The following is a 23,233-nucleotide window of genomic DNA, read 5'->3' as shown; positions in this document are numbered from 1 at the left end:
GCATGGGGATTCGGTTAGATGAGAAGTTTCAAGATCGGCGGAAAGACGGGATCGATAACCCGTTCATGCGCCAAGCCGTCAGCTCGGCGCAAAACCGCCTGCGCGACGGACGTTTGAACGCGGCCGGGGAACTCGGGGATTGGGAAGCGTTCCGCGACCATTCGGAAGAGATTCGCCAGCACGTGCTCGAGCATCTCGATTACTACTTACACCAGTTGAGTGAGAATATCTCGAAGCGGGGCGGCAACGTCTTCTTCGCCGAGACGCCGGAAGAAGCGAACCGCTATATCCGCGAAGTCGTGCGCGCAAAAGACGCCAAACACGTCGTCAAATCGAAGTCGATGGTGACCGAGGAGATCGGGTTGAACGAGGCGCTTCACGAAGAAGGGTGTACGGTCGTCGAGTCGGATCTCGGGGAATGGATCCTTCAGCTCGACAACGACCCACCGTCGCACATCGTCGCACCGGCGCTCCACAAAGACCGGAACGATGTCCACAAGACGTTCACGACCCATGGCTACGACGGAACGAACGACCCGACCGAGCTCGGCCGCTACGCGCGCCGTGAGCTGCGCAAAGACTTCTTGAAAGCAGAGGTCGGCATCACCGGTTGTAACTTCGCCATCGCCGAGAGCGGCGCCGTCGGTCTCGTCACGAACGAAGGTAACGGCCGGATGGTCACGTCACTCCCGAACACCGTCATCTCGGTCATGGGGATGGAGCGGGTCGTCCCGTCTTACGAAGAGTTCGAAGTGCTCGTCAACATGTTGTGCCGGAGCGCGGTCGGTCAACGGCTCACGTCATACATCACGACGTTCGCCGGCACGAAAAGCGTCGGTGAAGTCGACGGCCCGGAAGAATTCCATCTCGTCATCGTCGACAACAAGCGGTCCGGCATTCTCGGGACTCAGTTCCAGTCCGTGCTCCAATGTATCCGTTGCGCGGCATGTATTAACGTCTGCCCGGTGTATCGTCATATCGGCGGCCACGCCTATGGTTCGATTTATCCGGGACCGATCGGCGCCGTGCTCGCCCCGCTGCTCGACGGTTACGAGAACTATAAAGAACTGCCGTATGCGTCAAGTCTTTGTGGTGCCTGTACGGAAGCATGTCCGGTCAAAATCCCGCTCCATGAACTGTTGATCGAGCATCGCCGCGTCATCGTCGAAGACAAGAAAAAATCGCCGTTCGTCGAACGCATCGCCATGAAAGGCTTCGCCGTCACATCATCGAGCCCGTTCTTGTTCGAGGCGGCCGAACAGATCGCGCCGTTCGCATCGTCCCCGTTTGCGACAGCGGGGCAAATCGACAAAGGCTTACCGGCTTGGACCGACTCGAAAGACTTGCCGCAGCCGGCCAAACAGACGGTCCGCGACTGGTTTAAGAAACGGGGGAATGCACAATGAATCCAGGAACGATCACCAACCGTGAAGACTTTTTAAAGCGGATCGCGGGACAACTCGGACGCGACGTCGATTTGACGCCTCCGAAACGAATATACAAGCACCGTCCGCAAGACGAGGTGTTGAAAGACGCTTCAACAGAGGAACTCCTCGAGACGTTCCGTATGGTCGCGACGCGCATTCATACCGACGTCGTCGAATGTGAGTCGACTCATCTCGATGACACGCTCCGTCTTCTCCTCGAACGATACGACGGCAAGACGATTATCGCCGAGGACGATGCACGCATTAAGGAATGGGCACCCGAAACGAGCCTGTCGTTCGACTGGTGGGATGCCGCGCGTCCGGATGACAGCCGCGCCCTTGCCGTGAAAGCTGACGTTGGGATCACGATTGCCGATCAAGCACTCGCTGAAAGTGCGACCATCGTCCAATACGCGGCCCCCGGAAAATCGCGGACGATCAGCTTGTTGCCACAAGATCACATCGCCATCATCCCGAAATCGGTGCTCGTGCCCCGAATGACGCAAGCGGCGAAACAACTGGCCGAACTCGATCGCAACGGCGAGCTCGCCTCACCGCAAGGCGTCAACTTCATCTCGGGCCCGTCAAACTCGGCCGATATTGAGATGAACTTGATCGTCGGTGTCCACGGACCGGTCCGTGTCGCCTACGTTCTCGTACATGATCTCTAACGAAAAAACTCGCCGTCGTGGCGAGTTTTTTCGTTTATTCTTTATTCGACGGTGATGCTTCCGTTCGTGCTCGTCAGTTTGACTTCAAGCGCACCGTCCCCGAACGTCCGCTCGTTCGTCCGCTCCCCAAATATGTCGAGTTGGCCGTTTCTCGTCTTGGCGCGGATGACGGTGTCGCTCGGCTCTTGCTTCAGACGCAGTTCGATTTTTCCGTTCGTCGTCTTCAATCGAAGCGGATGTTCAATCGCATCGATCACACAATCGATACGTCCGTTCGACGATTTCGCCTCGATTGCGCCGTCCACGTCGACGATGTCGAGCCGACCGTTTGACGATTGAAGAGTGAGACGTTCAATGACAGAATCTCTCACTTCGACTCGACCGTTCGATGTTTGAACGTCAAAGTCTTGGCCCGCGCTCATCGTCAGGCAGACGTTCCCGTTTGACGAGCGCAACGTCCCGTGACCGGCCCGGACCTCACTCGCGTTGATGCGACCGTTCTCGCTCTCGACCTCGATCAAAGCAGCTCGCACCTCACGGACGTCACTCGAGCCGTGCCGATTGTTCAGACGGACCGATTCATACGTGTGACGCGGCAACTCGACATGCAACACCGGTGTTTTCGTCCCGAACCACGAGAACAAGTCGGACAGTCCGAAGCGGCGTTCCGACTCGATCCGCACCTCGATCGTGTCGTTGACGATGTCCATCTTGACGCCATGTTCGGTCTCATCTTCTAGTGTCGCGTAGGCATAGCCGTCCGCGGACGGTACAACGTTCACGTGCGCATTTTGAACGCGAATCGAGACGTGTTGAAACGCCACGTTCGGGCTCTGGACGATGGCAGGCGGCGCAATCGGCTCCGCCGCGATCGAATCGACCGACACGAGCAGTTCTGAGGCGAGCACTTCTGGTGTCCCGAGCTCCTCGGCCATCGCTTCGTCACTTTTCCCATCGAGTCGCCCGCTCGCAAAGTATTCCGCAACGTCCCGCAAAATATCGACCCGATCGATGATGCTGATCCCCATGAGCAACCGTTCGAGTTCAGTTAAATACTGTTCTTCTGTCATTTGTCGTCTCCCCTTTTAATCAATTCGTTGACTCCTGTCGTGAATGATTCCCATTCCGCTCGCAATTCGTCTAGATGGATCTTCCCTTGCTCCGTGATGGCGTAGTACTTCCGTGGCGGTCCTTCTGCCGACTCCTTCAAATACGTCGTGAAGTAGCCTTCCGACGTGAGTCGCCGAAGGAGCGGATAGACCGCCCCTTCCGAGATGACGACTCTTGCCGAGATTGCTTGAACGAGCTCATAACCGTAACGATCACTCGTCTCGACGAGTGCAAGTACACACAAGTTTAAGACCCCTTTTTTAAATTGAGGGTTCAATCGATTCGCCTCCTCTACTGTTCATTAAACAATAGCATATCGACCACTACTGTTCAATAAATATTAGCTAGCATGTTTATTACATCTCGATAAGTGGTATATCTCTGCCCAAATCTGTACAATAGGGGAACGACACTCGTAGTAAAATAATTGTCACAGCCGGAATGTATGTAGTTCCAGGAAGGAACGGTCCCTATGAAAGCTTGGATTGACGAGCGGATCGGAAGGCAGTTTTTATTCGTCTTCTATTTATTCATTGGACTGATCCTCCTCACCTCACTCGCCGTATACGTATATACGGAAAATCGAATCGAACAGACGACTTCATCGCTCGAGCACGTCAGCGAACGTCGCACGAATGCGACCGAGCTCTTCGAGACATGGCAGTCCATGCAATATGAGATGCGCGGTTACGTCCTCCTCGGCGACGAGGAATTGCTTGCCCGCGTCAAAGAGAAACAAGACTTGATCGAAACACAGACCGCCTGGTTCGAAACGAACGCGGTCACGGCGAAAGAACAGACGTATGCGGGGGATGCCCGTGCGTTATTCTCCGCCTATCAACAACGCGTCATGCCGAGCCTCGAGCGCTACGTCGTCGCGAAACAGGAAGGCACGGTCACCGAGCCGTTCCTGCAAATGCCGACGCTCGGGAAAGTAACGCCTCAAACCGAACCTCAGGCCGATCGGAAATTCCAAATCAACTCGAAGAGCGCGGCTGACATGAGCGCGAGCATCGTCGACATGGAGACGGTGTTCACCGAATACCGCAACGCATTGAATGCGGAAGAAAACCAACTCCGTGAACAGCTCGCCACCCATACGAAATGGGCGCAAGTACTTTGGCTTCTGTCGCTACTCGGGGTACTATTCGTCCTCTTCATCGCGGCTCGGCCTTACGTAAAACGGTTGACCGATCAACTGCAAGAGTTGATCACGAACAGCGAACGGCTCACCGACGACCGAGTCATACCCGTCCCTGTTTTGGCATCGACCCGAAACGAGGTCGGGCAACTGACCGAATCGTTCCGTCAAATGGCGGCCTCACTGTCGTCGCAGCGTTATCAAGTCGAAGAAGAGCGCGAGAAGACCGCGCGGCTCTTGCACTCGATCCGTGACGCCGTCATTTATGTCGAACATACGACGCATGAGAAACTCGCCAACCAGGCGCTCTTCGTCATGTTCAATCAAGCGATCACGAAGCAAAACGAGACGGACCTTTATCGGCTTGACGTCGACCTTGAAGAACTCGGTCTCCAAGTCGATCAAAAAGATTCCTTCTTCTCGTTCATGCGCCGTGCGTTCGACGGCGAAGCGATGGAAGAGAGCGTGACGTTCTCGATGAATCAAGAAGAACGGTTCATCCGAATGTACGCGGAAAAAATCCATTTGCGCGGCACACGCCACGGCACGATGCTCGTCTTCCGGGACGTGACGCAAGAAACCGAGGTCGACCGCTTGAAGACGGAACTCGTCGCGACGGTGTCTCATGAATTGCGCACTCCTTTAACGAGCATCATCGGGTTTACCGAACTTATGCGCTACCGGAAGATGCCGGCTGAACGGACGGATCAATATTTAGGAATGATTCATAAAGAGACGCTCCGTCTCGAGGATTTGATCTCCAACTTACTCGACGTGCAGCGAATGGAGTCGGGAAAACAGACGTATCAAAACGAGCCCGAAAGCTTGTACGATATTTTGGCAGAAACGATTGCCGTCCACCAAGGCGCGAGTCAACACCACGACTTATCGTTTGAATGTGATAACGACATCCTCGTGTACGGGGACCGAAACCGACTCAACCAGCTGTTCACGAACCTGCTTCATAACGCGATCAAATATTCACCGAACGGCGGAAAAGTTGCGGTGTCCGTCACGAATGACCAGTCGGACGGCGTCGAAATTTCCGTCACGGACTCTGGCATCGGGATCCCGACTTCAGCGCTCCCGAAACTGTTCGACAAGTTTTATCGCGTCGACAATTCGGCCAGCCGGAAGATCGGTGGCACCGGCCTCGGTCTTGCCATCTGTAAAGAGATTGTCGAAGGGCATGACGGGACGATCCGGGTCGACTCACGTGTCGGTCTCGGATCGACGTTCACGATCGTCTTGCCGAAATATATCGAGGAAGATCAAATGAGCGGCTAAACAATAAGGGATGACTCGCCTCGGGCGAGTCATCCCTTATGTTATTGGACTTTATTTTCTGGGCCAAATGCCGGATAGAGCGACAAGCCACCGTCAGCAAAGATGGTCGTGCCCGTGACGTAAGACGACTCGTCTGACGCAAGCCACGCTGCCACCGCAGCGATCTGTTCAGGTCGCCCGATCTTATGAGTCGGAATGAGCGCTTCGAGCCCTTTCTTCTCTTCTGGATCTTGCATCGTCTCTTCGTTGATCGGTGTGTCGATCGCACCAGGAGCGATCGCGTTGACACGAATCTGATTCGGCGCATATTCGAGCGCGACCGACTTCGTGAACATCTTGACCCCGCCTTTACTTGCTGCGTAATGCGTATAGCCCGGGCGTGGGATCACCTCGTGTACCGAGGACATGTTGATGATATTCCCTTTCAAGTCATGCTCGACGAAATACTTGAGTGCGGCCCGTACCCCGAGAAACGTCCCGGTCAGGTTCGTATCGATAATTTTCTTCCAGTTGTCGAGCTCCATCTCGTGCGTTTTCGCTTCGACTTGGACACCGGCGTTGTTGACGAAAATGTCCATCTGTCCAAATTCAGATACTGCTTTTTCGATCATCTTCTCAGCGAGCCCTTCTTCGGCGACGTCACCTTGGACAGCGACGGCTTTACCTCCGGCCGCCTCGATGCCGCGGATGACTTCCATCATCTCGTCTTCACTGCTTCTGTAATTTAAGACGACGTTGACGCCTTCTTTCGCGTAGCGCTCGGCCACCGCTCGCCCGAGTCCTTTTGAACTACCTGTGATTACTGCGACTTTCCCTTGAAGTTCTGGATAGTTTGCCATGTCGTTTCCCCTTTCGTCTTCTCGCTTTGTAGTTCCCGTATTCCCCTCTTCATGAAACCTTTCGGGCTGTCTTTTGAATATTTATGGGAAATCTACTATACTGAAACAAACTATTCGTTTTCAGGACTCGCCTGAAAAACGTACAAACTTATTCTTATGGAGGTGAATCCCCGATTTTTTGGGGAATTTTTGGACAGTCCCATGTTACTCAGTTTATTGATCGTCGCCTTTCTCATCTTCATGACCGCCTTTTTCGTGGCGGCCGAATTTTCAATCGTCAAAGTCCGGAGCGCACGGCTCGACCAACTCGTGCTAGAAGGAAACTCACGAGCGTCCGTCGCTAAAAAAGTGATCGAGAACCTCGATGACTCGCTATCCGCCTCGCAGTTCGGCATCACGCTCGCCGCGCTCGGCCTTGGTTGGATCGGTGCCGATCAAATCGAAGGAATGATTCAACCGCTCGTCGACCGCTTAAGCGTCTCGCCGTCGGTTTCAACATTCCTGTCGTTCTTAATCGCCTTTTTGCTCATCGCCTTTTTACACGTCGTCATCGGCGAACTTGTCCCGAAGACGCTCGCCGTACATGAAGCCGAGAAATTGACGCTGCTCGTCGCCCGGCCGCTCTACTTCTTCACGAAGCTGTTGTATCCGTTCATCCGGGTGCTCAACAGTATGGCCCGGCTCACGCTCCGCTTGTTCGGTGTCAAGACGACGGCACAAGAGACGGCGCACTCGGAAGAAGAACTCAAAATTATCATGACGGAGAGTTTTCGAAGTGGCGAAATCAACGAGAACGAACTCGCTTACGTTCAAAATATCTTCTCGTTTGATGAACGTGTCGCAAAAGATGCGATGGTGCCGCGGATGAATATGGTGACGATCGATGAAGAAGACTCGATCGAGACGATTATCGCGACCGTCCAAGAGCATCAATATACGCGCTATCCGGTCACACGAGACGGTGACCGCGATGACGTGCTCGGTTTTATTAACGCCAAACAGGTGTTCACGGCCCAACTCGTCAAGAGTGACGCCCCGCTTGAATCGTTCATTCATCAGTTACCGCTCGTCACGGAGTTCACACCGCTCCAAGAAGCGATGGTGAAAATGCAGAACGCACGGACGATGATGTGTCTCGTCATCGATGAGTACGGCGGCACCGCCGGCCTGCTCACGATCGAAGACATCCTTGAAGAAATCGTCGGTGAGATTCGCGACGAGTTCGACCGGGACGAACAAGCCGAGATCACTGAAGTCAATCCAGGCCATTATCGCTTGTCTGGTCTCGTGCTCACGCAAGAGATCGAAGAGCGCTTCGGCATTGAGATCGAGGATGACGTCGATACGATTGGTGGTTTCGTCCTCTCGCAAAAAGCGAATGCACGCACCGGCGAACGTTTCGTCCTGCCAGGTGAGCACGAACTGATCGTCCGCGAGATCGACAATCACCGCATCGTCTTCGTCGACTTGATTCTTGCGCATAAAGACCAGCTTCGAGCCGAAATGGACTAAGTGTCTTTGACCGCCCTCCCTTGAACATTAGGGAGGGCTTTTCGATTGACGCTCGAACTGTCGCTATATTTTCAAGGCTTGTCGTGATATACTGCACATATGTTGCTAATTTGAGTGCGTGTCACTCATTGACACAACATCACCGAACAGTTCATTAATGTTCGGTCCAACAACTACAGAAAGAAGGTTACGCATGGAACGTAAACTATTTTTAATTGACGGAAACTCCATGCTGGCCAGTGCCTACTACGGTGCCGCCGCGAGCCGAACGAAAAAAGGACGCGAGGTATCTAAAAACGATCGGAGTGCCGTCATCGGTATGACCGGCCTCATCCGGACGATTCTACGCAGACATCGTCCGTCTCATTTTGTCGTCGTATGGGACGTCTCACGTGAAACATTGTGGCGTCGCGAGCTTTATCCTGGCTATAAACGCCGCCGTCGCCAGACACCACCCGAGTTGAAGGCTCAAATGGAACTCATGCGCCAATTGCTTGAAGAGAGCGGAATCCCGCAATATCAAGTCGAAGGCTATGAGGGAGAAGATTTGATTGCCCACATCGCTCGGAAGTTCAGCTGCAGCGCGCCTGTCGTCATCATGACGAAGGATAAAGACTTGCTTCAGCTCGTGAGCCCACGTATCACAGTATGGCTTCAAACACAGGAGCTTCAGCAAATGCAAGCTCGTTGTGATATCCAAGACAACCGCCCGCTCCCACTCAAGCGACATCTCGAGATTCGTCCTGAGGAGATTGCAGCGTTGTACGAAGGATTGAAGCCGAAACAGCTCTCAGCGGTCAAAGCGTTGACGGGAGACCGTTCAGACGGTATCCCACCTGTAGCCGGCCTTGACGAAAGTCAATCGGTACAGTTGATTAAACGCTTCGGTTCGCTCGATAAGCTTTACACGGCGCTTAGCGTCAAAGGCGATAAACGACAACTGATCAATGAAACGATCGCGGCACTGACGTCAGAGGAAGTGCCCCGTAACTTGAGACGTACACGCAAAAAAGCCGAGCGCAACATGGAGCTCGTCCGTCTCGATGTCACGGTGCCAGAACTTGAACATTTGAAACTGGCTCATCTTGAGCTCAGCATCAATTCAAAACGGGTCGAACAAGCGTATCAAAAGCGCGGCATTCGCCTCTCATTTGATTCGAGTCAAAAGAAAATTTCAGCACGTTAAAAAGCGCGGACATTAGTCCACGCTTTTTATATTGACCGTAATCCCATCGTCGTCGGTGAGCGACCATTCCGACGTCGTCCCTCCAAGTTCGTGGTTCGTCGAAGCGTCGACAAAAAGCGTCCATGCTTCAAGTCCCGCCTCGTCGTTCATCGGTTCAGTCGGACGGGCCCAGACGTTCGCACCGATGTGATGATGATACCCGTCGGCCGCGAGGAACAGTGCACCCGGGTATGAATCGGTCGTGACGGTAAACCCGAGTCGATGTTGATAGAATAATTTCGCCGCTTCGAGGGAACATACCTTAAAGTGAACGTGTCCCATCGTCGTCCCGACAGGAAGACCTGTGAACGGACGGTCCGCTGCCGCCTCGAGCATCGATTCGTACTCAACCGGATCGGTCGACATCTTCACGTGACCGTTCGCTTCATATTCCCACTTCTCACGTGGCCGATCAGCATACAGCTCGATGCCGTTCCCTTCCGGATCGTTCAAATAAAACGCCTCACTGACCAAATGGTCGCCTTGACCGACTTCAATCCGTCGCTCGATCAAATGACGGAGAATGCGTCCGAGTTCGACGCGGTCCGGCAGCAAGATTGCCATGTGGAACAAGCCGGCCGCCTTTCGGTTCGGACGCACACCTTTGACTTCATGCAAGATGACGAGCGGCGTATTCGGCGCACCGAGCGTGACGCGGTCGATACCGACTTCGAGTACGTCCATTCCAATGACTTGTTCGTAAAACTGTTTCATGCTTTCTAATTCACTGACCCGGAGCGTGACCGGTCCGAGTTGGATATTGGTTAATTTCATGTTTTCTCACCTCTCTCTTTACTATACATGCCGTGTCCCGTTTGCAGAAGACGGCACAAAAAGGTGGTATAGTTACCGAAAGGATACTTAGAGAGGAGCGAGACTCATGACGATGATCTCAAGCTGTGAAGTCGATACCGCACTCGAACTAATCACCGGTAAATGGAAACCATCGATTTTACTCGCGCTCATCAACGGGGGGACGCTCCGGTTCAGTGAACTGAAACGCTCGCTCCCGAACATTAGCCAAAAGATTTTGACAGCCCAGTTGCGTGACTTAGAAGAGCACGATATCATCATCCGTACCGTCTATCCGGAAGTCCCGCCGCGCGTCGACTATCAGTTGAGCGAGTACGGCAAGACGCTTATCCCGGTACTCGAGACGATGAACGCTTGGGGCATGAAGCACGCTGCGCGCATGCAACAAAAATAAATTGTCCACATGTGGATAACTCATTTCCGTATTACCGCCCATCACTTATCCACAGGAGGATCTCATGATTCGTTATCCACAGCTCACCGGCCGCCACGTCGGCGTCACCGCCCCTTCGTCCGGCGTACCAGCCGCGCGTCATAGTTTACTTCACGAAGCTGAGACGACGTTCGCACGCCACGGCTTCACGCTTCAATTTGAACCGTCTGTTTGGACACAACATAAAGCAAAATCGGCGCCGGCCGCAGTCCGTGCCGAAGAGCTGACGCGACTGTTCTACGATGAGGACGTCGATTTGATCATCCCGCCATGGGGCGGCGTCTTGTTGCTCGAGCTACTCGATAAAATCGCTTGGGACACGCTCCCAGCGAAGTGGATGCTCGGCTACTCTGACGTCAGCTTATTTTTATTCGTCTACACGCTCAAGACCGGCATCGCCTCGGCTCACGGGACGAACCTTGTCGATCTGCGCGGGGAATCGTGGGATGCGACGAGCTCGCGTTGGCTCGACGTCTTATCGACGAAACACGGCGAGACCGTCATTCAACTGTCTTCAGAGCAATTTCAAAAAGAGTGGCAGCACGGTAACCCGAGTCCATGCGTCTACCATTTGACCGAGCCGACCGAATGGAAATCACTCGGTGGGACGGAAGCGACCGGTCGTCTGCTCGGCGGTTGTATCGACGTCCTCTTGCATACGATTGGGACGCCTTACGGTGACGTCGCTCAGTTCCAACAGACTCATTTGAACGATGAACCGATTCTTTGGTATTTCGAGAATGCCGAGATGGATGTACCGGCACTCAAACGGACCCTGCTTCAAATGAAGTGGGCCGGTTGGTTTGATCACACGACAGGCATCTTGTTCGGCCGCAGCGATGCCCAACCACCGGTACAAGGTTATACGGCAGAAGACGTCTACGCTGAACTAAAGGAACTACTCAACGTTCCCATCATTTATGACATCGACTGCGGGCACGTGCCACCACAACTGACACTCATTAACGGTGCCCATGCCTCGATTCAAGTCGAGGACGGGAAAGGCACGCTCATTCAAACGTTCAAGGGCTGAGGATTCAGCCCTTGATTTTTTGTAGCAATTCGGTCAAATGTGTCCGATAAAATCCTTCGGGAAACCTTTGAACAGATCCTTCGATTGAAGGCACTAATTCGAGCCCACACCCGTAACTCGCACCAATCAGCACCCCTTCAAAATAGACGGCCTGATCGATCAAGCTATGTGTCTTCCAACCGTCCATCCCTTCCCATAGCCGCTTGAAAGCCATATCTCCGAGTTCCATCTCACCTTTCATCGCATAATAGACTCCTTGTGACATCTCGATCGCGGCGATGAACGAGTAATCATCACCCAATAGTCGCTCCATTTCCTTAATCTGTTGCCCGAGCTGCTCGACGCGGCCGTAGTGGATGGCATAAAGTGCCTCTGACAAAGCGAGACGCACTTTGGCCACGTGTTCGTCCGTGAACTGAATGTACTGCCTTGCTTTCACAAACGCCTCATTGATCCGTTGTTCGTCTTTCAGGTAAAGAGCACATAATGCAATCGTCCGATTCACATCGTCGGCTCGATAATACGTTCTCGTCTGATGCATGTGTTTAAGGGCAGAATCTAGATGATGGATGGCCCCAGATAGATTCCCTTCATACGTCATTTCTTTCATGACGAGAAGCATCGCATATTCAATCCGAGTTCGTGACGACATGTTTCGCACGTCTAACAATTCCAATCGATCAAACTGTTCGCTCGCTTCCTCAAACTGATTCCACAAAATGTAGTAGTAAGCTTTCCCGATGAGTGCCATCGCCAGCTCATCTTTTTCATCGAGCCGTTCGAACAAATTGATTGCTCGCTCATAATAAGTTAACAGTTCACTGCGCTTATCGCCATGTTTTAAGTTATCTCCCATAATGACGTATGCCTTCCCTTGCCACACCGAGTTCATCTCTGTCGTCAAATATGGGGATAGCGCCTGCTTGGTAGCTTCCTCGTCCCATGGATTAAGGCTCAATTGGGCGTATTCGATGTCTTCGACGAGCGCTTGCAGCTCCACCTCGCGAGGATCGACAAGTAACGACTGAACCGACACGTCCAACCGCTTGGCAATCTCGCGCAGACTGCGCATCGACGTTTCGGCTTTCCCGTTCTCAATCATACTGAGCATCGATTTCGTGATGATGCCGTCTGCGAGTTGACTTTGCGTCAACTTTTTTTCTTTTCGTAACGTCTTAATCCGCTGTCCAATCATAGAGCACCTCTTAAAAGTTAAATTTAATTGAACTTATTGTTTACAAATCTCTCTTTGTCGTCTATTATAATGTTAAATCACATTGAACTTAATTGCAAAGGAGACTATGTATGACTACTTCTACCTCGAACTTGCACGTGTTGTTGCTCGGGAAATTCATGTCGTTATTCGCTTCCAGTCTATTCACGTTCGTCGCCGGATTGACGGTGCTGACAACTTCCGGTTCCGGGCTCCAGTTCGCCCTCGTCTTACTGGCCGGGACGTTGCCTCGTGTTCTATTATCACCGTTTGCCGGTGCATATGCTGACAAATTGAACCGAAAACGCGTCATCATCACGATGGAATCGGTCAACGGGCTATTGTTCTTCTTGGCCGGGGCCGCGAGCCTCATTTGGACGTTCGGCGTTCCTGCTTTCTTGATTATTACATGTCTGCTTTCTATCGTCTCCACTTTCTTGTCTGTCACGTTGACGAGTTCGATTCCACTCCTGTTCGACGAAGACGGGCTTCAACGCGCCAATTCGCTCATCCAAAGTATCATTTCCGTCTCAAGTATTGGTACGCCACTTTTAGCCGGGGCGCTGTTCAAGCTATTACCGATTTCAGCGTTCTTGTTCAGCTCATCCCTCTTGTTCCTCATTGCCGCCCTGTTCGCCTCACGTCTCACATTCCAAGCGTATGAACATGCTTCCACCGATCAATCGACGTGGGACGACGTCCGCTCCGGTTTCCGCTATTTGAAACGCCAACGCGTGCTATGGACGCTGACGATTCTTGCGGCGTTCCTCAACTTCTTCTTCGTGGCTTCGGAAGTACTGTTCCCGATTGCCGCCTTGCAACAGATCGGGGTCAGCCCGCTCCAGTTCGGCTTTTTAGAAAGTATGTTCGCAGTCGGATTTTTAGTCGCCTCTCTTGCCCACGCGCTGCCGTTCTTTAAGATCAAGTATCGTCTAGCGACGGTCCGCACATCGCTTATCGTCATGAGTTGCCTCTTTATCGGCCCGGCCGTTCCGCTCTATTTTGACTTCTCGGTCACACCCGCCATCGTCTTCCTCACCGGATTCGCTTTGTTGAGCGGTTTCTTCATCATCCGCGTCAATATTCCCATCCAACTGTTTTTGCAGACGAACACGGAACCAAGCTACCTCGGTCGTGTCATGGGTGTCCTCGAATCACTCGCCATGGGGATCACCCCGCTCGGTTTCGTGTCGTTCGGGTTATTGAGCGAATGGATGTCGGTCACGTCACTTTATACAATTTGCATGGTATGCCTGCTTTCGATCACGCTGTTCGCGATGCATCGCATCCGTCACGATATCGCGGTTGAAAAAGCGACGGTACTGGCTGAAGTCGAAAGCGCGCCGACGCGTCAATGAACGAAAAAAAGACATCGAACGTTTTTCAGTTCGATGTCTTCTCTGTTGATGGAAGGACTCGTTTCTCTAACAAGAACGGTCCGAACGGGATGACCGAAGCCATGACCGCGAGGACTAACACTTTGAAGCCCCAGTTGAAGCGCCACGCCATGTAAACCGCTGCCGCCACGTAAGCGACGAACAGGAAACCATGGGCCGCACCGACGATGCTGACGGCTAGCGGCATGCCAGCCAAATACTTGAGCGGCATTGCGATCAACAATAAGAGCAGGAATGACATCCCCTCTGTATAACCGAGCCATTTGAATCGAGTTGCGTTCATATCCGTTCTCCTTTTTAATCGATGCTACGTTCATCGTAGCCGATAGAGGTGAAGTTTGTCACAGGAGAACGTTAGAAAGTCGTTAGGCTATTTGACGATTTGGTGAACGATGCGAAATTTTTGTTTCGACGAAGCGGCGAAGGAACAAACCGTCGACGCCGATTTTGCCTGCGTTGTAGCCCGCGACGAGAATCAAGACCGATACGATCAACATCGTCGGGTTCGTGCTGACCGTTCCTGACAATAAGAATGCCATGTTCATGACGAGTCCGAAGAAAGCCGCACTGCGTGTGAGGGCACCAAGCAAGAGACCGAGACCAACCAAGAATTCACCGTATGGAATTAAGATATCGAAAAGTGCTGCGTTTGGGATCGCGAAGTTTTCAAGGAATGTTGCCCACCAGCCGGCGACCGCCGGGTGATCTCCCGTCGCAAGCGTGAGCGCATTATTCAGAAAGCCTTCTGATCCGAACCCGCCTGTGATTTTACCCCATCCGGCTGTGAGCCATTGATAGCCGAGCCAGATCCGTAACACCGTCAAGATGCCGGTTGCGATATTGTGGTTTTGCCAAAACTTTGTGAACATGATAATTCCTCCTTTTGAATGGGTGAATGATTGCTTATATGTGATTACATTCACAATATATCACCCATGTTCATGTTTTCACATAGCTTGAGACAATAGTTCACGTTTCGTTCATATGTGTGTCACAGGTCAGTCACTTTTTGGAAATTGCACCAAAAAAAGCAACGTCTGCTCGAGACATTGCTTCCACTGATTTAAAGATCAACTTGTTGTGGCGGTTGGCCTTTTTTATTCATCACACGCATCGATTGCGGTGAGATTTTTAAAATGACGAGTTTTGGATCGTCCGGGCCGTCGAACCAGCCCTCAAGTTTTTCGTTCCACACTTTTTCTTTCATCGACTCGTCATCAGACACCGACGTCTCTCCTAAAATCTCTAGATACGTGTCGCCGACCCCGTCCCCGTCGTAGCCGATCAAGACGTGCGTATACGGATTGTTCTTCAACTCATCGACTTTATCCGTATCTTTCGAGGTTGCCGTATAGAGTGTCAGACCGTCATGGAAAAACGTCATGTATCGGCTGTGCGGCTTCCCTTTATATACCGTGGCCATCGTTCCCACGTTGCTTGCATCTAGAATTTGTTGTGCCATTGTTTTAGCATCCATTTAAAAAGCCCCCTTATCATAGTCACTCGTATAATCATTCCCTTGCGGCATTTGATTAAACACGAAGACACGAAAAAACCTGCTCGCCGAAGCGAGCAGGTTATAAAATTCCTTGGAAAGGAAGATTAGATTTTTTCAACGTTAGAAGCTTGTGGGCCACGAGCTCCGTCAGTGATTTCGAAAGTTACTGCTTGGCCTTCTTCAAGTGTCTTGAAGCCGTCGCCTTGGATTGCTGAGAAGTGTACGAATACGTCGTCTCCGCCTTCCATTTCGATGAAGCCGTAACCTTTTTCTGAGTTAAACCATTTTACTTTACCTGTGTTCATAATGAACCCTCCTGAAATAAACGCTGTGCGTTCTAGTAGTGCCTTACTAGAAAAAACTGACCAAAAAAAAGCACAAAACTTGTTGGATTATCTTTCATGAAAAATAATCCCAAGCGATTGTGAATTATGTTTCCAGCTATTCTTAATTAAGCACATATGTAATATACCATGGATAAATGCTTCTGTCTACTAAATACTTCGGTTTGCTAAAAATAATTTCAAAACGGGTACATCACATGTAGTGAACGTTAGGAGGACGACTCATATGATGAATCAAATTGACCGCACGCATATCGCTGCCACCATCGCCCGTCACGCGGCCTGGTCGACAGATGAGCTATTGACGGAGACGCTCGCTTGGCATCAAGCGACGCGACACGACCATTATCCTGACCAATCGAAGTCGTACCGCTCCCACTTGCCGATGACGGAACGAATCACACCGGTGACGAGTGCACTCCCGCTCGAGGTCGTCGACGATCTCATCCGGCCCGTCTGGATGCGTCGTCTCGACGCGGAACATTTGAATTTACTGCAGACGACACGCTATCACGTCGACGTGACCGATTACGGGGCCGTCGGGGACGGCAAGACGGACTGCACGCTCGCATTCCGGCTCGCGCTTCGGTCGAACCGCCACGTCCACGTGCCGGCCGGTGTCTATATCGTCCGTGGCGTCCGGATCCCCTCGAACTGCGTGCTTGAAGGTGCGGGACAACAGGACACGGTATTACGCTTGGCCGACGGTACACCGAAGCATCGCCGTCTGCTGCGAAATGCGACACCGTTTTATGGGAATCATCACATTGAGGTCGCCCATCTGACGCTCGACTGGAACGTCGAGCGCCTTGGCGACGTCGATCGGACGTCGAGTGGAGACACGGCTTCGAGCGCGTTGACGTTCGCCCACGTCAAATTCGCCTGGGTCCATCACGTCACCGCCAAAGGTGCCGGGCTGCACGCGTTCGATATCACCGCCCCTCACTATCATTACCTCGGGGACGGGTTGCGTGCCAAAAAAGGCAGCCGCTACATCTGGCTCGACCGCTGCGAGGCGACGAACTATGGGGACGACGGCATCACGACGCATCATAGCGACGCCATCTACATCACGAACTGCTATTGTCATCACCCGCACGGACGTACGCACGCCCACGGCTTCTCCAATTCAAACGGCATCGAGATCGATGACGGTTCGCGTCACGTCGTGCTCGTCAACAATATGACGGAAGGTTGTTTTGGAGGCGTCGAGGTGAAAGCCCACGGTACGTCCTCGGCCGCCCATGACGTTCATATTTTTGGGCACGTCTCGTATCGTGATAACCGGTCCTTCAACTTTCGCCACATCGGGCACCACTTGGCCGACGATCCCGAGTCGAAGACGGCGCGGTTCATCTCAGGGACGAATTTACTATCGATTGAACCGGTACGCTCGAAGCTATACGCCAAGTCGTCGCCCCGTAGCCTCGTCATATCGGCGTACCAAGACGTATTGATCCATGGCTTTACGGCTATCGGTGACCCGTCCTATGATTATACAGGACATCCAGCGCTCGCCGTCCAGTATAAGTCTCGGAACGTTCAATTAAAACGAATTGCCACAAGCGGGTTCGTTTCTAGCCGTGCCGACATCGAACTTTTCGGCGGCGACAATCGGACCGATCACGTCACAATCGAAGATGTCACGTGCCGGAATTCGGCCCCGATCTCAGTTAAGATCGGCGGACAGCTCGCTAACGTCGTGCTAAAACACATCGAAGGCGAACAAAAAAGTGGAGATGTCCTCATCTCCACGAGTAGCCCGGTCGAAGCGCACGACTTATTCGCTTATGGTTTCTCAAATCGGGTGCGAAGTGACGCTTGAGCCGACTCGACGAGCTCATTCAACCGGGCTTCGTCCAAATTGAGCGAACTGACCGTCTGTTTGGCCATCATCCGGACGATGGCTTTGTCGAGGAAGCCCATCCGCTCAAAGTCATAGCCGCTGCCGACAACTTCGACGAAGTAGGCGTGTGCTCGTAAATGTTCCCCGTACGCGCCTTCGAGCTCACGTTGCCGCTCCGCAACGGTCGGCGTGCCGGCGCACAAGTACAATCCGAGCGGACGTTCGAGCAATTGGACTTCGTTTTGCTTCAACCAGTCGGTCAGCTCGTCTTGAACTTTCCCCATCCGGATCGATCCCCCGACGATGACGTGGTCGACCGTTGCCCAATCGACGTCTGGCTCATCGACCAAGTTTTGAACGTGGACGTTTCCGGACAACCGTGCGGCCAAAAGATGGGCGACTTTCTCGCTCGTACCATATCGTGACGTATACGCAATCAACGTCTTCATCTCGTTTCCCCCTTATTAAGTCAGAGTCTACTCTTCCTATTCCCGAATGGTTTGGAGAATACTATACGCTTGAAAAAAACTCGCCGCTTGGGCGAGTTTTTTGTCATAGTTTGTACACTTGTGCCTCGTACGGACGAAGCGTGAACGGTTCGATCGGCTCCATATTGCCGATGACACGGTCTTTGACGTCATACGGCAACGTCCGTTCTTGTGTTTCAGCAGAGAAGTTGCACATCACGAGCCACGTCTCTCCTTCGAGCGTCCGCGTGAACGCGTAGACGGCTTCGTCTTCCGGGAGCAACAGCTCATACTTCCCGTAGACGACGACCGGATTCTGTTTCCGCAGCGCGATCAACTGACGGTAGTAATGGAAGAGTGAATTCGGATCAAGACGTGCCGCTTCCGCGTTCACGTCGACATAGTTCGGATTGACATCGATCCACGGCGTACCGGTCGTGAACCCACCTTGCGCGTCAGCCGACCACTGGACCGGCGTCCGCGAATTGTCGCGTCCTCGGGCGTGGATGCCGCGGAAGATCTCCTCGTGCGTCAACAAATCGTTCGATGTGTAATCGCGATACGCGTTGAGCGTCTCGATGTCACGGTACTTGTCGATCGAGTCGAACGCGACGTTCGTCATGCCGAACTCTTCGCCTTGATAAATGTACGGCGTCCCTTTCAACATGTGCAGGAGTGTCGCAAGCATCTTGCCAGAGACGACCCGGTACTCGTCCGAATCGTTGCCGAATCGCGAGATCGCCCGCGGTTGGTCGTGGTTGCTCCAATATAGGCTGTTCCAGCCCTCTTCCTCGAGTCCTTCTTGCCAACGCGAGAAGATAGTCTTCAACTCCGTCAGCTTCCAGTCAGTCGGATTCCACTTCCCAAAGCTGCCGTTGCCGACGTCGACGTGCTCGAAATGGAACACCATGTTGAGCTCGTCACGGTCTTCACCGGTGTAAAGCTTCGCCTCGTCGACGCTGACACCCGGCATCTCCCCGACCGTGATCGTATCGTACTTCGACAACACTTCACGATTCATCTCTTGCATGAACTCATGGATGCGCGGCCCGTTGAAGAAGAACGGCGTTCCGTCTCCGTAGCCCGTCCCGCGCGTCTCCCCGTTTGGATAGCTTTGGTCTTTCGAGATCATGTTGATGACGTCCATCCGGAAACCGTCGACGCCTTTGTCGAGCCAGTAGGCCATCAAATCGTACACTTCGCGGCGCAGCGCCTCCGACTCCCAGTTCAAGTCGGGCTGTTTCTTACTGAACAAGTGCAGATAATATTCGTCGCTCGCTTCATCGTACGCCCACGCGCTGCCGCCAAAGAACGCGCCCCAGTTCGTCGGCGGCTGACCGTTCTCGCCTTTTTTCCAAATGTAGTAGTCACGGTACGGGCTGTCTTTCGAAGACCGAGACTCCATGAACCATTGGTGCTCATCGGAAGAATGGTTGACGACGAGGTCCATCATGATCTTGATGCCGTGACGGTGCGCCTCTTCGAGCATCGCATCGAAATCGTCCATCGTCCCGAACTCATCCATAATCGCACGGTAGTCGCGGATGTCATAGCCGTTGTCATCGTTCGGCGAATCGTACACCGGTGACAACCAGATGACGTCGATCCCGAGTTCAGCCAAATAGGACATCTTTTCCGTGATGCCCGGGATGTCCCCGATTCCGTCCCCGTTCGAGTCGTTAAAGCTGCGCGGATAAATCTGATAGACGACCGCTTCTTTCCACCATTGTTTCATAAAAGTCTCCTCCTCATCATCGGTTCAGATCTGACGTCATCATCGTACCTTGTCCCGCCGCCTGTGCCTATCCATGATATGATTAAGATATGCACAATCTTGCTATTATAAAGGAGTAATTCGATGGAAATCGGCTTTTGTGGCTATTCGTATCACACAGCAGCATATACTTTTCCGTTCGCCAACCGGTTGGACACGTACTTGATCCGCTTGCAGACTGAAGGGTCGGCCCGAATCCTCGTCAACGGGGAGACGTACGTCGCGCACCCCGGCGATCTGTTGCTCGTCAAACCGGGTGACTACTATGAGTTGAATATCGATACCCCGGCGAGTGGCGACTATCATTTGTTCTGCACTGGTCCGACGCTCGACGCGTGGTGGTCGGCAGGCAACCGCTCACGGCTCACTACGATCTCGATTGACCCTCGCCTCCTGTCGCTTTGGCAACACGTCACGGAAGAGGCACGACGACCGACCGATGAACAGAGCACTGCGTTGATCGAGAAGTTGATTGAGGCGCTTCTGCTCATGCTCGACCGATCGATGCGAGACGTCCGGACGAATGTACGTCCCCCGGTCGTGTCTCGCATGATGCGTTATATAGAAGGAAACGTCACCGCCGACTTCAAAATTGCCGACGTCGCTGATACTGTCGGTTTGAGCGTATCGCGGACCGTGCACCTCTTTAAGGAAGTGACCGGGATGACGATCATCGAGTACGCGCACACGATCCGACTTCAGCTCGCCGAAGAGCAAATGCGGTATACGCAACATTCGCTCGAACGGATTGCCGAGCTGTCCGGGTTTCGAACGTATCCTTATTTCCACCGGATTTTTAAACGGAAATATGGCGTCGCACCAGGGGTTTACCGCACACTTCAACAAAAAAACGAAAAAAAATAATCAAAAAGTGATCCATTTTTTGAACCGCTCCGTTAGATGGGTGTAAACAACGACAACCATTCACAAAAAAGGAGCGATTGAACATGAAGAAAAAAACAATGAACAAATTTGTAGCACCGGCACTGGCACTGGGGTTACTCGTACCATTGAACGCCCAAGCAGCAGAGGCGCCAACGGTGAGCACGCCAGCTGGAGACCTTCGTGCCACGCTCGACCAATTACTATCTGAGCATTATGTCTTAGCCGTCACATCGATGATGAAAGCTTACGACGGGGCACCGGATGCCGAAGTCGCAATGAAAGCACTCGATCAAAATGCGCTCGACATGACGCCAGCCATCGCCTCAATCTACGGTGACGAAGGCGCGGCTCAGTTCGAAGACATCTTCGCCGGCCATAACAGCTACTCGGCTGACTTCGTCGAAGCTGCCAAGTCAGACGACAAAGAACTTCGTGCCGAGGCTGAAGCCGAAGTCGATGAGTTCGTCGAAGAATTCTCGACATTCCTCGATGCTGCGACAGAAGGCAACTTACCGAAAGAAGCAGCCGCTGACGTCCTTGAACTTCACGAAGATCAAGTTCTCTCGGTGTTTGATAACTACGTCGCCGGTGACTACGAGTCGGCTTACATGACATACCGTGAAGGCTACAAGCTCATGTTCGACATCAGTAAAGCCCTCTCAGGAGCGGTCGTCACACAAATGCCTGACAAATTCCCGACACCTGCTGACACGCCAGCTGTAGAACTTCGTTCGACATTGAACAGCCTCGCCGGTGAACACTTCGCTCTCGCTGCGATCGGCATGCAAAAAGGCTACGACAAAGCGGAAGATTTCGACTACGTCAGCTGGGCTGAAGATCAAAACACGCTCGACTTTAAAGCAGCCATCGGTTCGGTCTACGGTGACGAAGGTGCGGCTCAGTTTGAAAAAGTATGGAACGGAAACCACATCACAGCACAAGGTGACATCGTCGCAGCAACACTTGAAGGCGACGAAGCTAAAATCGAAGAAGCACGCATGAAACTCGATCAGTTCGCTGTCGACTTCAGTACGTTCCTCGATGCAGCGACAGAAGGCAACTTGCCACAAGCGGCCGGTCAAGAAGCGATCATGCAACATGAAGCACTCGTGCTCCAAACGTTCGATCAATATGTAGCCGGTGACGCAGATGCAGCTTGGATGTCATTCCGTGAAGGATACGCGTTCATGTTCGGTGTTGGTGAAACACTCGGTAACGCGATCGTGACACAAATGCCTGACAAGTTCGCTGAAACGACAATGCCTGCAGAGATGCCTGAAACAGGTCTCGGTGGTGCACAAGCACAATCAATGAATACTCTTTACGCTGGCCTTGCTATACTTGGCGGAATCATGCTCGCCTTTGTCACGCTTCGCAACCGTAAAGTATCAGAACAATAAACTAAAGGAGAGAGCCCAATGAACAAGCGCCATTTGTTTTTGGCGCTCTCTCTATTTTGTTTTGGCTTCTGGTCGTGGACGAGCGCTCAAGAATCGTCATCACCACCTGTAGAAGAAAAACAAATAGAGGAGAGCCCAGATTTATCGGCTGAATTCTCACTTCTACAGGAAGAGGTGAAGAAACTTCGTTTAGCCGAGGAAGAGGAAAGCACTAAAGCCGTTACACCTGTCCAGATTCAAATTCCGAGCATCAATGTCGACACCGCGATCGAACAGGTCGGCGTGCTCGATAACGGACAGATGGGCGTACCCGTTGACGAGAATCAAGTCGGCTGGTTCGAACCCGGTGTCAAACCAGGCAGTAAAGGCAACGCCGTCGTCGCCGGACACGTTGATAGTAAGACGGGGCCCGCCGTCTTTTATGAACTCGATCAACTGAAGACAGGCGATGACGTGACGATTATCGACGAGAACGGCAACACGCTGCTATTTCGTGTCACAAAAACAGAGAATTATGACACGAAAAATGCCCCGATCGACGAGATCTTCGGCGCCACGTCGAATCGCAACTTGAACTTGATCACGTGTTCCGGTACGTTCGGGAACGGCGGTTATGACCAACGTTTCGTCGTTTACACGGAGCTTGTCGATAGCGAGATCAAGTCGACAGTGGAACTCGACGTCCCGACGAACGTCACGTTAAGCGGTAACTTGCTCACATGGCACGCGGTCCGTGACGATGCCGTCATCGGCTACCGTGTCTATGAAGTCATCGACGGAAGCGCGACACGTATCGAGAGCGTCCCGTCACACGCCCGGAAGAGTGTTGAGGTAACGAACGAACAAGCGTCGTATTACGTGACGGCGATCGACCGGCTCGGGAACGAGTCGGCTCCTTCGGAATAGACGAAGGAAGCA

23 protein-coding genes are annotated in these 23,233 nt (G+C 52.7%); 12 read left to right on the top strand and 11 right to left on the bottom strand.

The features are described from left to right. Positions 1–2 precede the first annotated feature (2 nt). Together EVJ22_RS13995 and EVJ22_RS13990 are read left to right on the top strand one after the other, a co-directional pair. The gene (locus tag EVJ22_RS13995; RefSeq protein ID WP_070328570.1) at positions 3–1,406 is read left to right on the top strand and encodes a LutB/LldF family L-lactate oxidation iron-sulfur protein; all 1,404 of its coding nucleotides are present in this window, start codon (positions 3–5) and stop codon (positions 1,404–1,406) included. After that, entirely contained in the window at positions 1,403–2,098 is a 696-nt protein-coding gene (locus EVJ22_RS13990) for a LutC/YkgG family protein (protein ID WP_131444157.1), read from the top strand. Before EVJ22_RS13995 ends, EVJ22_RS13990 begins: the two co-directional genes overlap by 4 nt. A gap of 41 nt (positions 2,099–2,139) precedes the next feature. Here EVJ22_RS13990 and EVJ22_RS13985 read toward each other — a convergent pair whose 3' ends face one another. Then, entirely contained in the window at positions 2,140–3,168 is a 1,029-nt protein-coding gene (locus tag EVJ22_RS13985) for a DUF4097 family beta strand repeat-containing protein (protein ID WP_131444156.1), read from the bottom strand. Continuing rightward, positions 3,165–3,485, bottom strand: a complete 321-nt coding sequence (locus tag EVJ22_RS13980) for a PadR family transcriptional regulator (RefSeq protein ID WP_071398833.1) — start codon at positions 3,483–3,485, stop codon at positions 3,165–3,167. Before EVJ22_RS13980 ends, EVJ22_RS13985 begins: the two co-directional genes overlap by 4 nt. 195 nt (positions 3,486–3,680) lie before the next feature. Here EVJ22_RS13980 and EVJ22_RS13975 point away from each other — a divergent pair, with 195 nt between their 5' ends. Next, positions 3,681–5,636, top strand: a complete 1,956-nt coding sequence (locus EVJ22_RS13975; RefSeq protein WP_131444155.1) for an ATP-binding protein — start codon at positions 3,681–3,683, stop codon at positions 5,634–5,636. Between the two features lie 41 nt (positions 5,637–5,677). On the opposite strand, the gene EVJ22_RS13970 is transcribed toward EVJ22_RS13975, so the two are convergent. Then, positions 5,678–6,475, bottom strand: coding sequence for a glucose 1-dehydrogenase (locus EVJ22_RS13970; RefSeq protein ID WP_071398831.1), 798 nt, complete (start codon positions 6,473–6,475; stop codon positions 5,678–5,680). A 201-nt stretch (positions 6,476–6,676) separates the two neighbouring features. On the opposite strand from EVJ22_RS13970, the gene EVJ22_RS13965 reads away from it, so the two are divergent. Together EVJ22_RS13965 and EVJ22_RS13960 are read left to right on the top strand one after the other, a co-directional pair. After that, a complete protein-coding gene (locus EVJ22_RS13965) occupies positions 6,677–7,987 on the top strand; it encodes a hemolysin family protein (RefSeq protein ID WP_071398830.1) in 1,311 nt (436 codons plus the stop codon). Positions 7,988–8,180: 193 nt separating this feature from the next. After that, a complete protein-coding gene (locus EVJ22_RS13960) occupies positions 8,181–9,173 on the top strand; it encodes a 5'-3' exonuclease (protein WP_070328350.1) in 993 nt (330 codons plus the stop codon). A gap of 12 nt (positions 9,174–9,185) precedes the next feature. Here the strand turns inward: EVJ22_RS13960 and EVJ22_RS13955 are convergent, their stop codons facing one another. Further along, complete coding sequence (locus EVJ22_RS13955) at positions 9,186–9,986, bottom strand: VOC family protein (protein WP_131444154.1); 801 nt, start codon at positions 9,984–9,986, stop codon at positions 9,186–9,188. 106 nt (positions 9,987–10,092) lie between these two features. Between EVJ22_RS13955 and EVJ22_RS13950 the strand changes: the two genes are divergently transcribed. Together EVJ22_RS13950 and EVJ22_RS13945 are read left to right on the top strand one after the other, a co-directional pair. After that, positions 10,093–10,419 carry a winged helix-turn-helix transcriptional regulator gene (locus EVJ22_RS13950; RefSeq protein ID WP_131444153.1) on the top strand — a complete coding sequence of 109 codons (327 nt, stop codon included), beginning with the start codon at positions 10,093–10,095 and terminating at the stop codon, positions 10,417–10,419. Positions 10,420–10,483: 64 nt separating this feature from the next. Then, positions 10,484–11,491 (top strand): S66 family peptidase, encoded by a 1,008-nt coding sequence (locus tag EVJ22_RS13945; protein WP_131444152.1) that lies wholly within the window; start codon positions 10,484–10,486, stop codon positions 11,489–11,491. A 4-nt stretch (positions 11,492–11,495) separates the two neighbouring features. Here the strand turns inward: EVJ22_RS13945 and EVJ22_RS13940 are convergent, their stop codons facing one another. Next, the gene (locus EVJ22_RS13940) at positions 11,496–12,686 is read right to left on the bottom strand and encodes a helix-turn-helix domain-containing protein (protein ID WP_131444151.1); all 1,191 of its coding nucleotides are present in this window, start codon (positions 12,684–12,686) and stop codon (positions 11,496–11,498) included. 110 nt (positions 12,687–12,796) lie between these two features. On the opposite strand from EVJ22_RS13940, the gene EVJ22_RS13935 reads away from it, so the two are divergent. Further along, on the top strand, positions 12,797–14,062 hold the full coding sequence (locus EVJ22_RS13935; RefSeq protein ID WP_131441689.1) for an MFS transporter: 1,266 nt from the start codon (positions 12,797–12,799) through the stop codon (positions 14,060–14,062). Positions 14,063–14,087: 25 nt separating this feature from the next. Here EVJ22_RS13935 and EVJ22_RS13930 read toward each other — a convergent pair whose 3' ends face one another. The 4 genes from EVJ22_RS13930 to EVJ22_RS13915 form a co-directional block, all read right to left on the bottom strand. Then, the gene (locus EVJ22_RS13930) at positions 14,088–14,384 is read right to left on the bottom strand and encodes a DUF3817 domain-containing protein (protein WP_021068057.1); all 297 of its coding nucleotides are present in this window, start codon (positions 14,382–14,384) and stop codon (positions 14,088–14,090) included. A gap of 82 nt (positions 14,385–14,466) precedes the next feature. Then, complete coding sequence (locus tag EVJ22_RS13925; RefSeq protein ID WP_071398824.1) at positions 14,467–14,970, bottom strand: DoxX family membrane protein; 504 nt, start codon at positions 14,968–14,970, stop codon at positions 14,467–14,469. 194 nt (positions 14,971–15,164) lie between these two features. After that, on the bottom strand, positions 15,165–15,578 hold the full coding sequence (locus tag EVJ22_RS13920) for a pyridoxamine 5'-phosphate oxidase family protein (RefSeq protein WP_131444150.1): 414 nt from the start codon (positions 15,576–15,578) through the stop codon (positions 15,165–15,167). Between the two features lie 125 nt (positions 15,579–15,703). Further along, positions 15,704–15,904 (bottom strand): cold-shock protein, encoded by a 201-nt coding sequence (locus tag EVJ22_RS13915; protein WP_016507985.1) that lies wholly within the window; start codon positions 15,902–15,904, stop codon positions 15,704–15,706. A 265-nt stretch (positions 15,905–16,169) separates the two neighbouring features. On the opposite strand from EVJ22_RS13915, the gene EVJ22_RS13910 reads away from it, so the two are divergent. Continuing rightward, a complete protein-coding gene (locus tag EVJ22_RS13910; protein ID WP_131444149.1) occupies positions 16,170–17,768 on the top strand; it encodes a glycoside hydrolase family 55 protein in 1,599 nt (532 codons plus the stop codon). On the opposite strand, the gene EVJ22_RS13905 is transcribed toward EVJ22_RS13910, so the two are convergent. Beyond that, positions 17,732–18,238: a flavodoxin domain-containing protein gene (locus EVJ22_RS13905; protein ID WP_071398822.1), complete on the bottom strand. Its 507-nt coding sequence runs from the start codon at positions 18,236–18,238 to the stop codon at positions 17,732–17,734. The two genes, EVJ22_RS13910 and EVJ22_RS13905, sit on opposite strands and share 37 nt — an antisense overlap. A gap of 103 nt (positions 18,239–18,341) precedes the next feature. Further along, positions 18,342–19,991 carry a glycoside hydrolase family 13 protein gene (locus EVJ22_RS13900; RefSeq protein WP_131441686.1) on the bottom strand — a complete coding sequence of 550 codons (1,650 nt, stop codon included), beginning with the start codon at positions 19,989–19,991 and terminating at the stop codon, positions 18,342–18,344. A gap of 123 nt (positions 19,992–20,114) precedes the next feature. On the opposite strand from EVJ22_RS13900, the gene EVJ22_RS13895 reads away from it, so the two are divergent. The 3 genes from EVJ22_RS13895 to EVJ22_RS13885 all read left to right on the top strand — a co-directional run bounded on the left by EVJ22_RS13895 (position 20,115) and on the right by EVJ22_RS13885 (position 23,221). Beyond that, on the top strand, positions 20,115–20,894 hold the full coding sequence (locus EVJ22_RS13895; RefSeq protein WP_131441685.1) for a helix-turn-helix domain-containing protein: 780 nt from the start codon (positions 20,115–20,117) through the stop codon (positions 20,892–20,894). 98 nt (positions 20,895–20,992) lie between these two features. After that, on the top strand, positions 20,993–22,315 hold the full coding sequence (locus EVJ22_RS13890; protein ID WP_233589726.1) for a globin family protein: 1,323 nt from the start codon (positions 20,993–20,995) through the stop codon (positions 22,313–22,315). Positions 22,316–22,333: 18 nt separating this feature from the next. Then, entirely contained in the window at positions 22,334–23,221 is an 888-nt protein-coding gene (locus tag EVJ22_RS13885) for a class F sortase (protein WP_131444147.1), read from the top strand. Positions 23,222–23,233 lie beyond the last annotated feature (12 nt).

Origin of the sequence: Exiguobacterium sp. SH0S7 (assembly GCF_004337195.1) — a bacterium.
Lineage (GTDB): Bacteria > Bacillota > Bacilli > Exiguobacteriales > Exiguobacteriaceae > Exiguobacterium > Exiguobacterium aurantiacum_A.
This window is presented reverse-complemented; position numbering and strand designations above follow the sequence as displayed.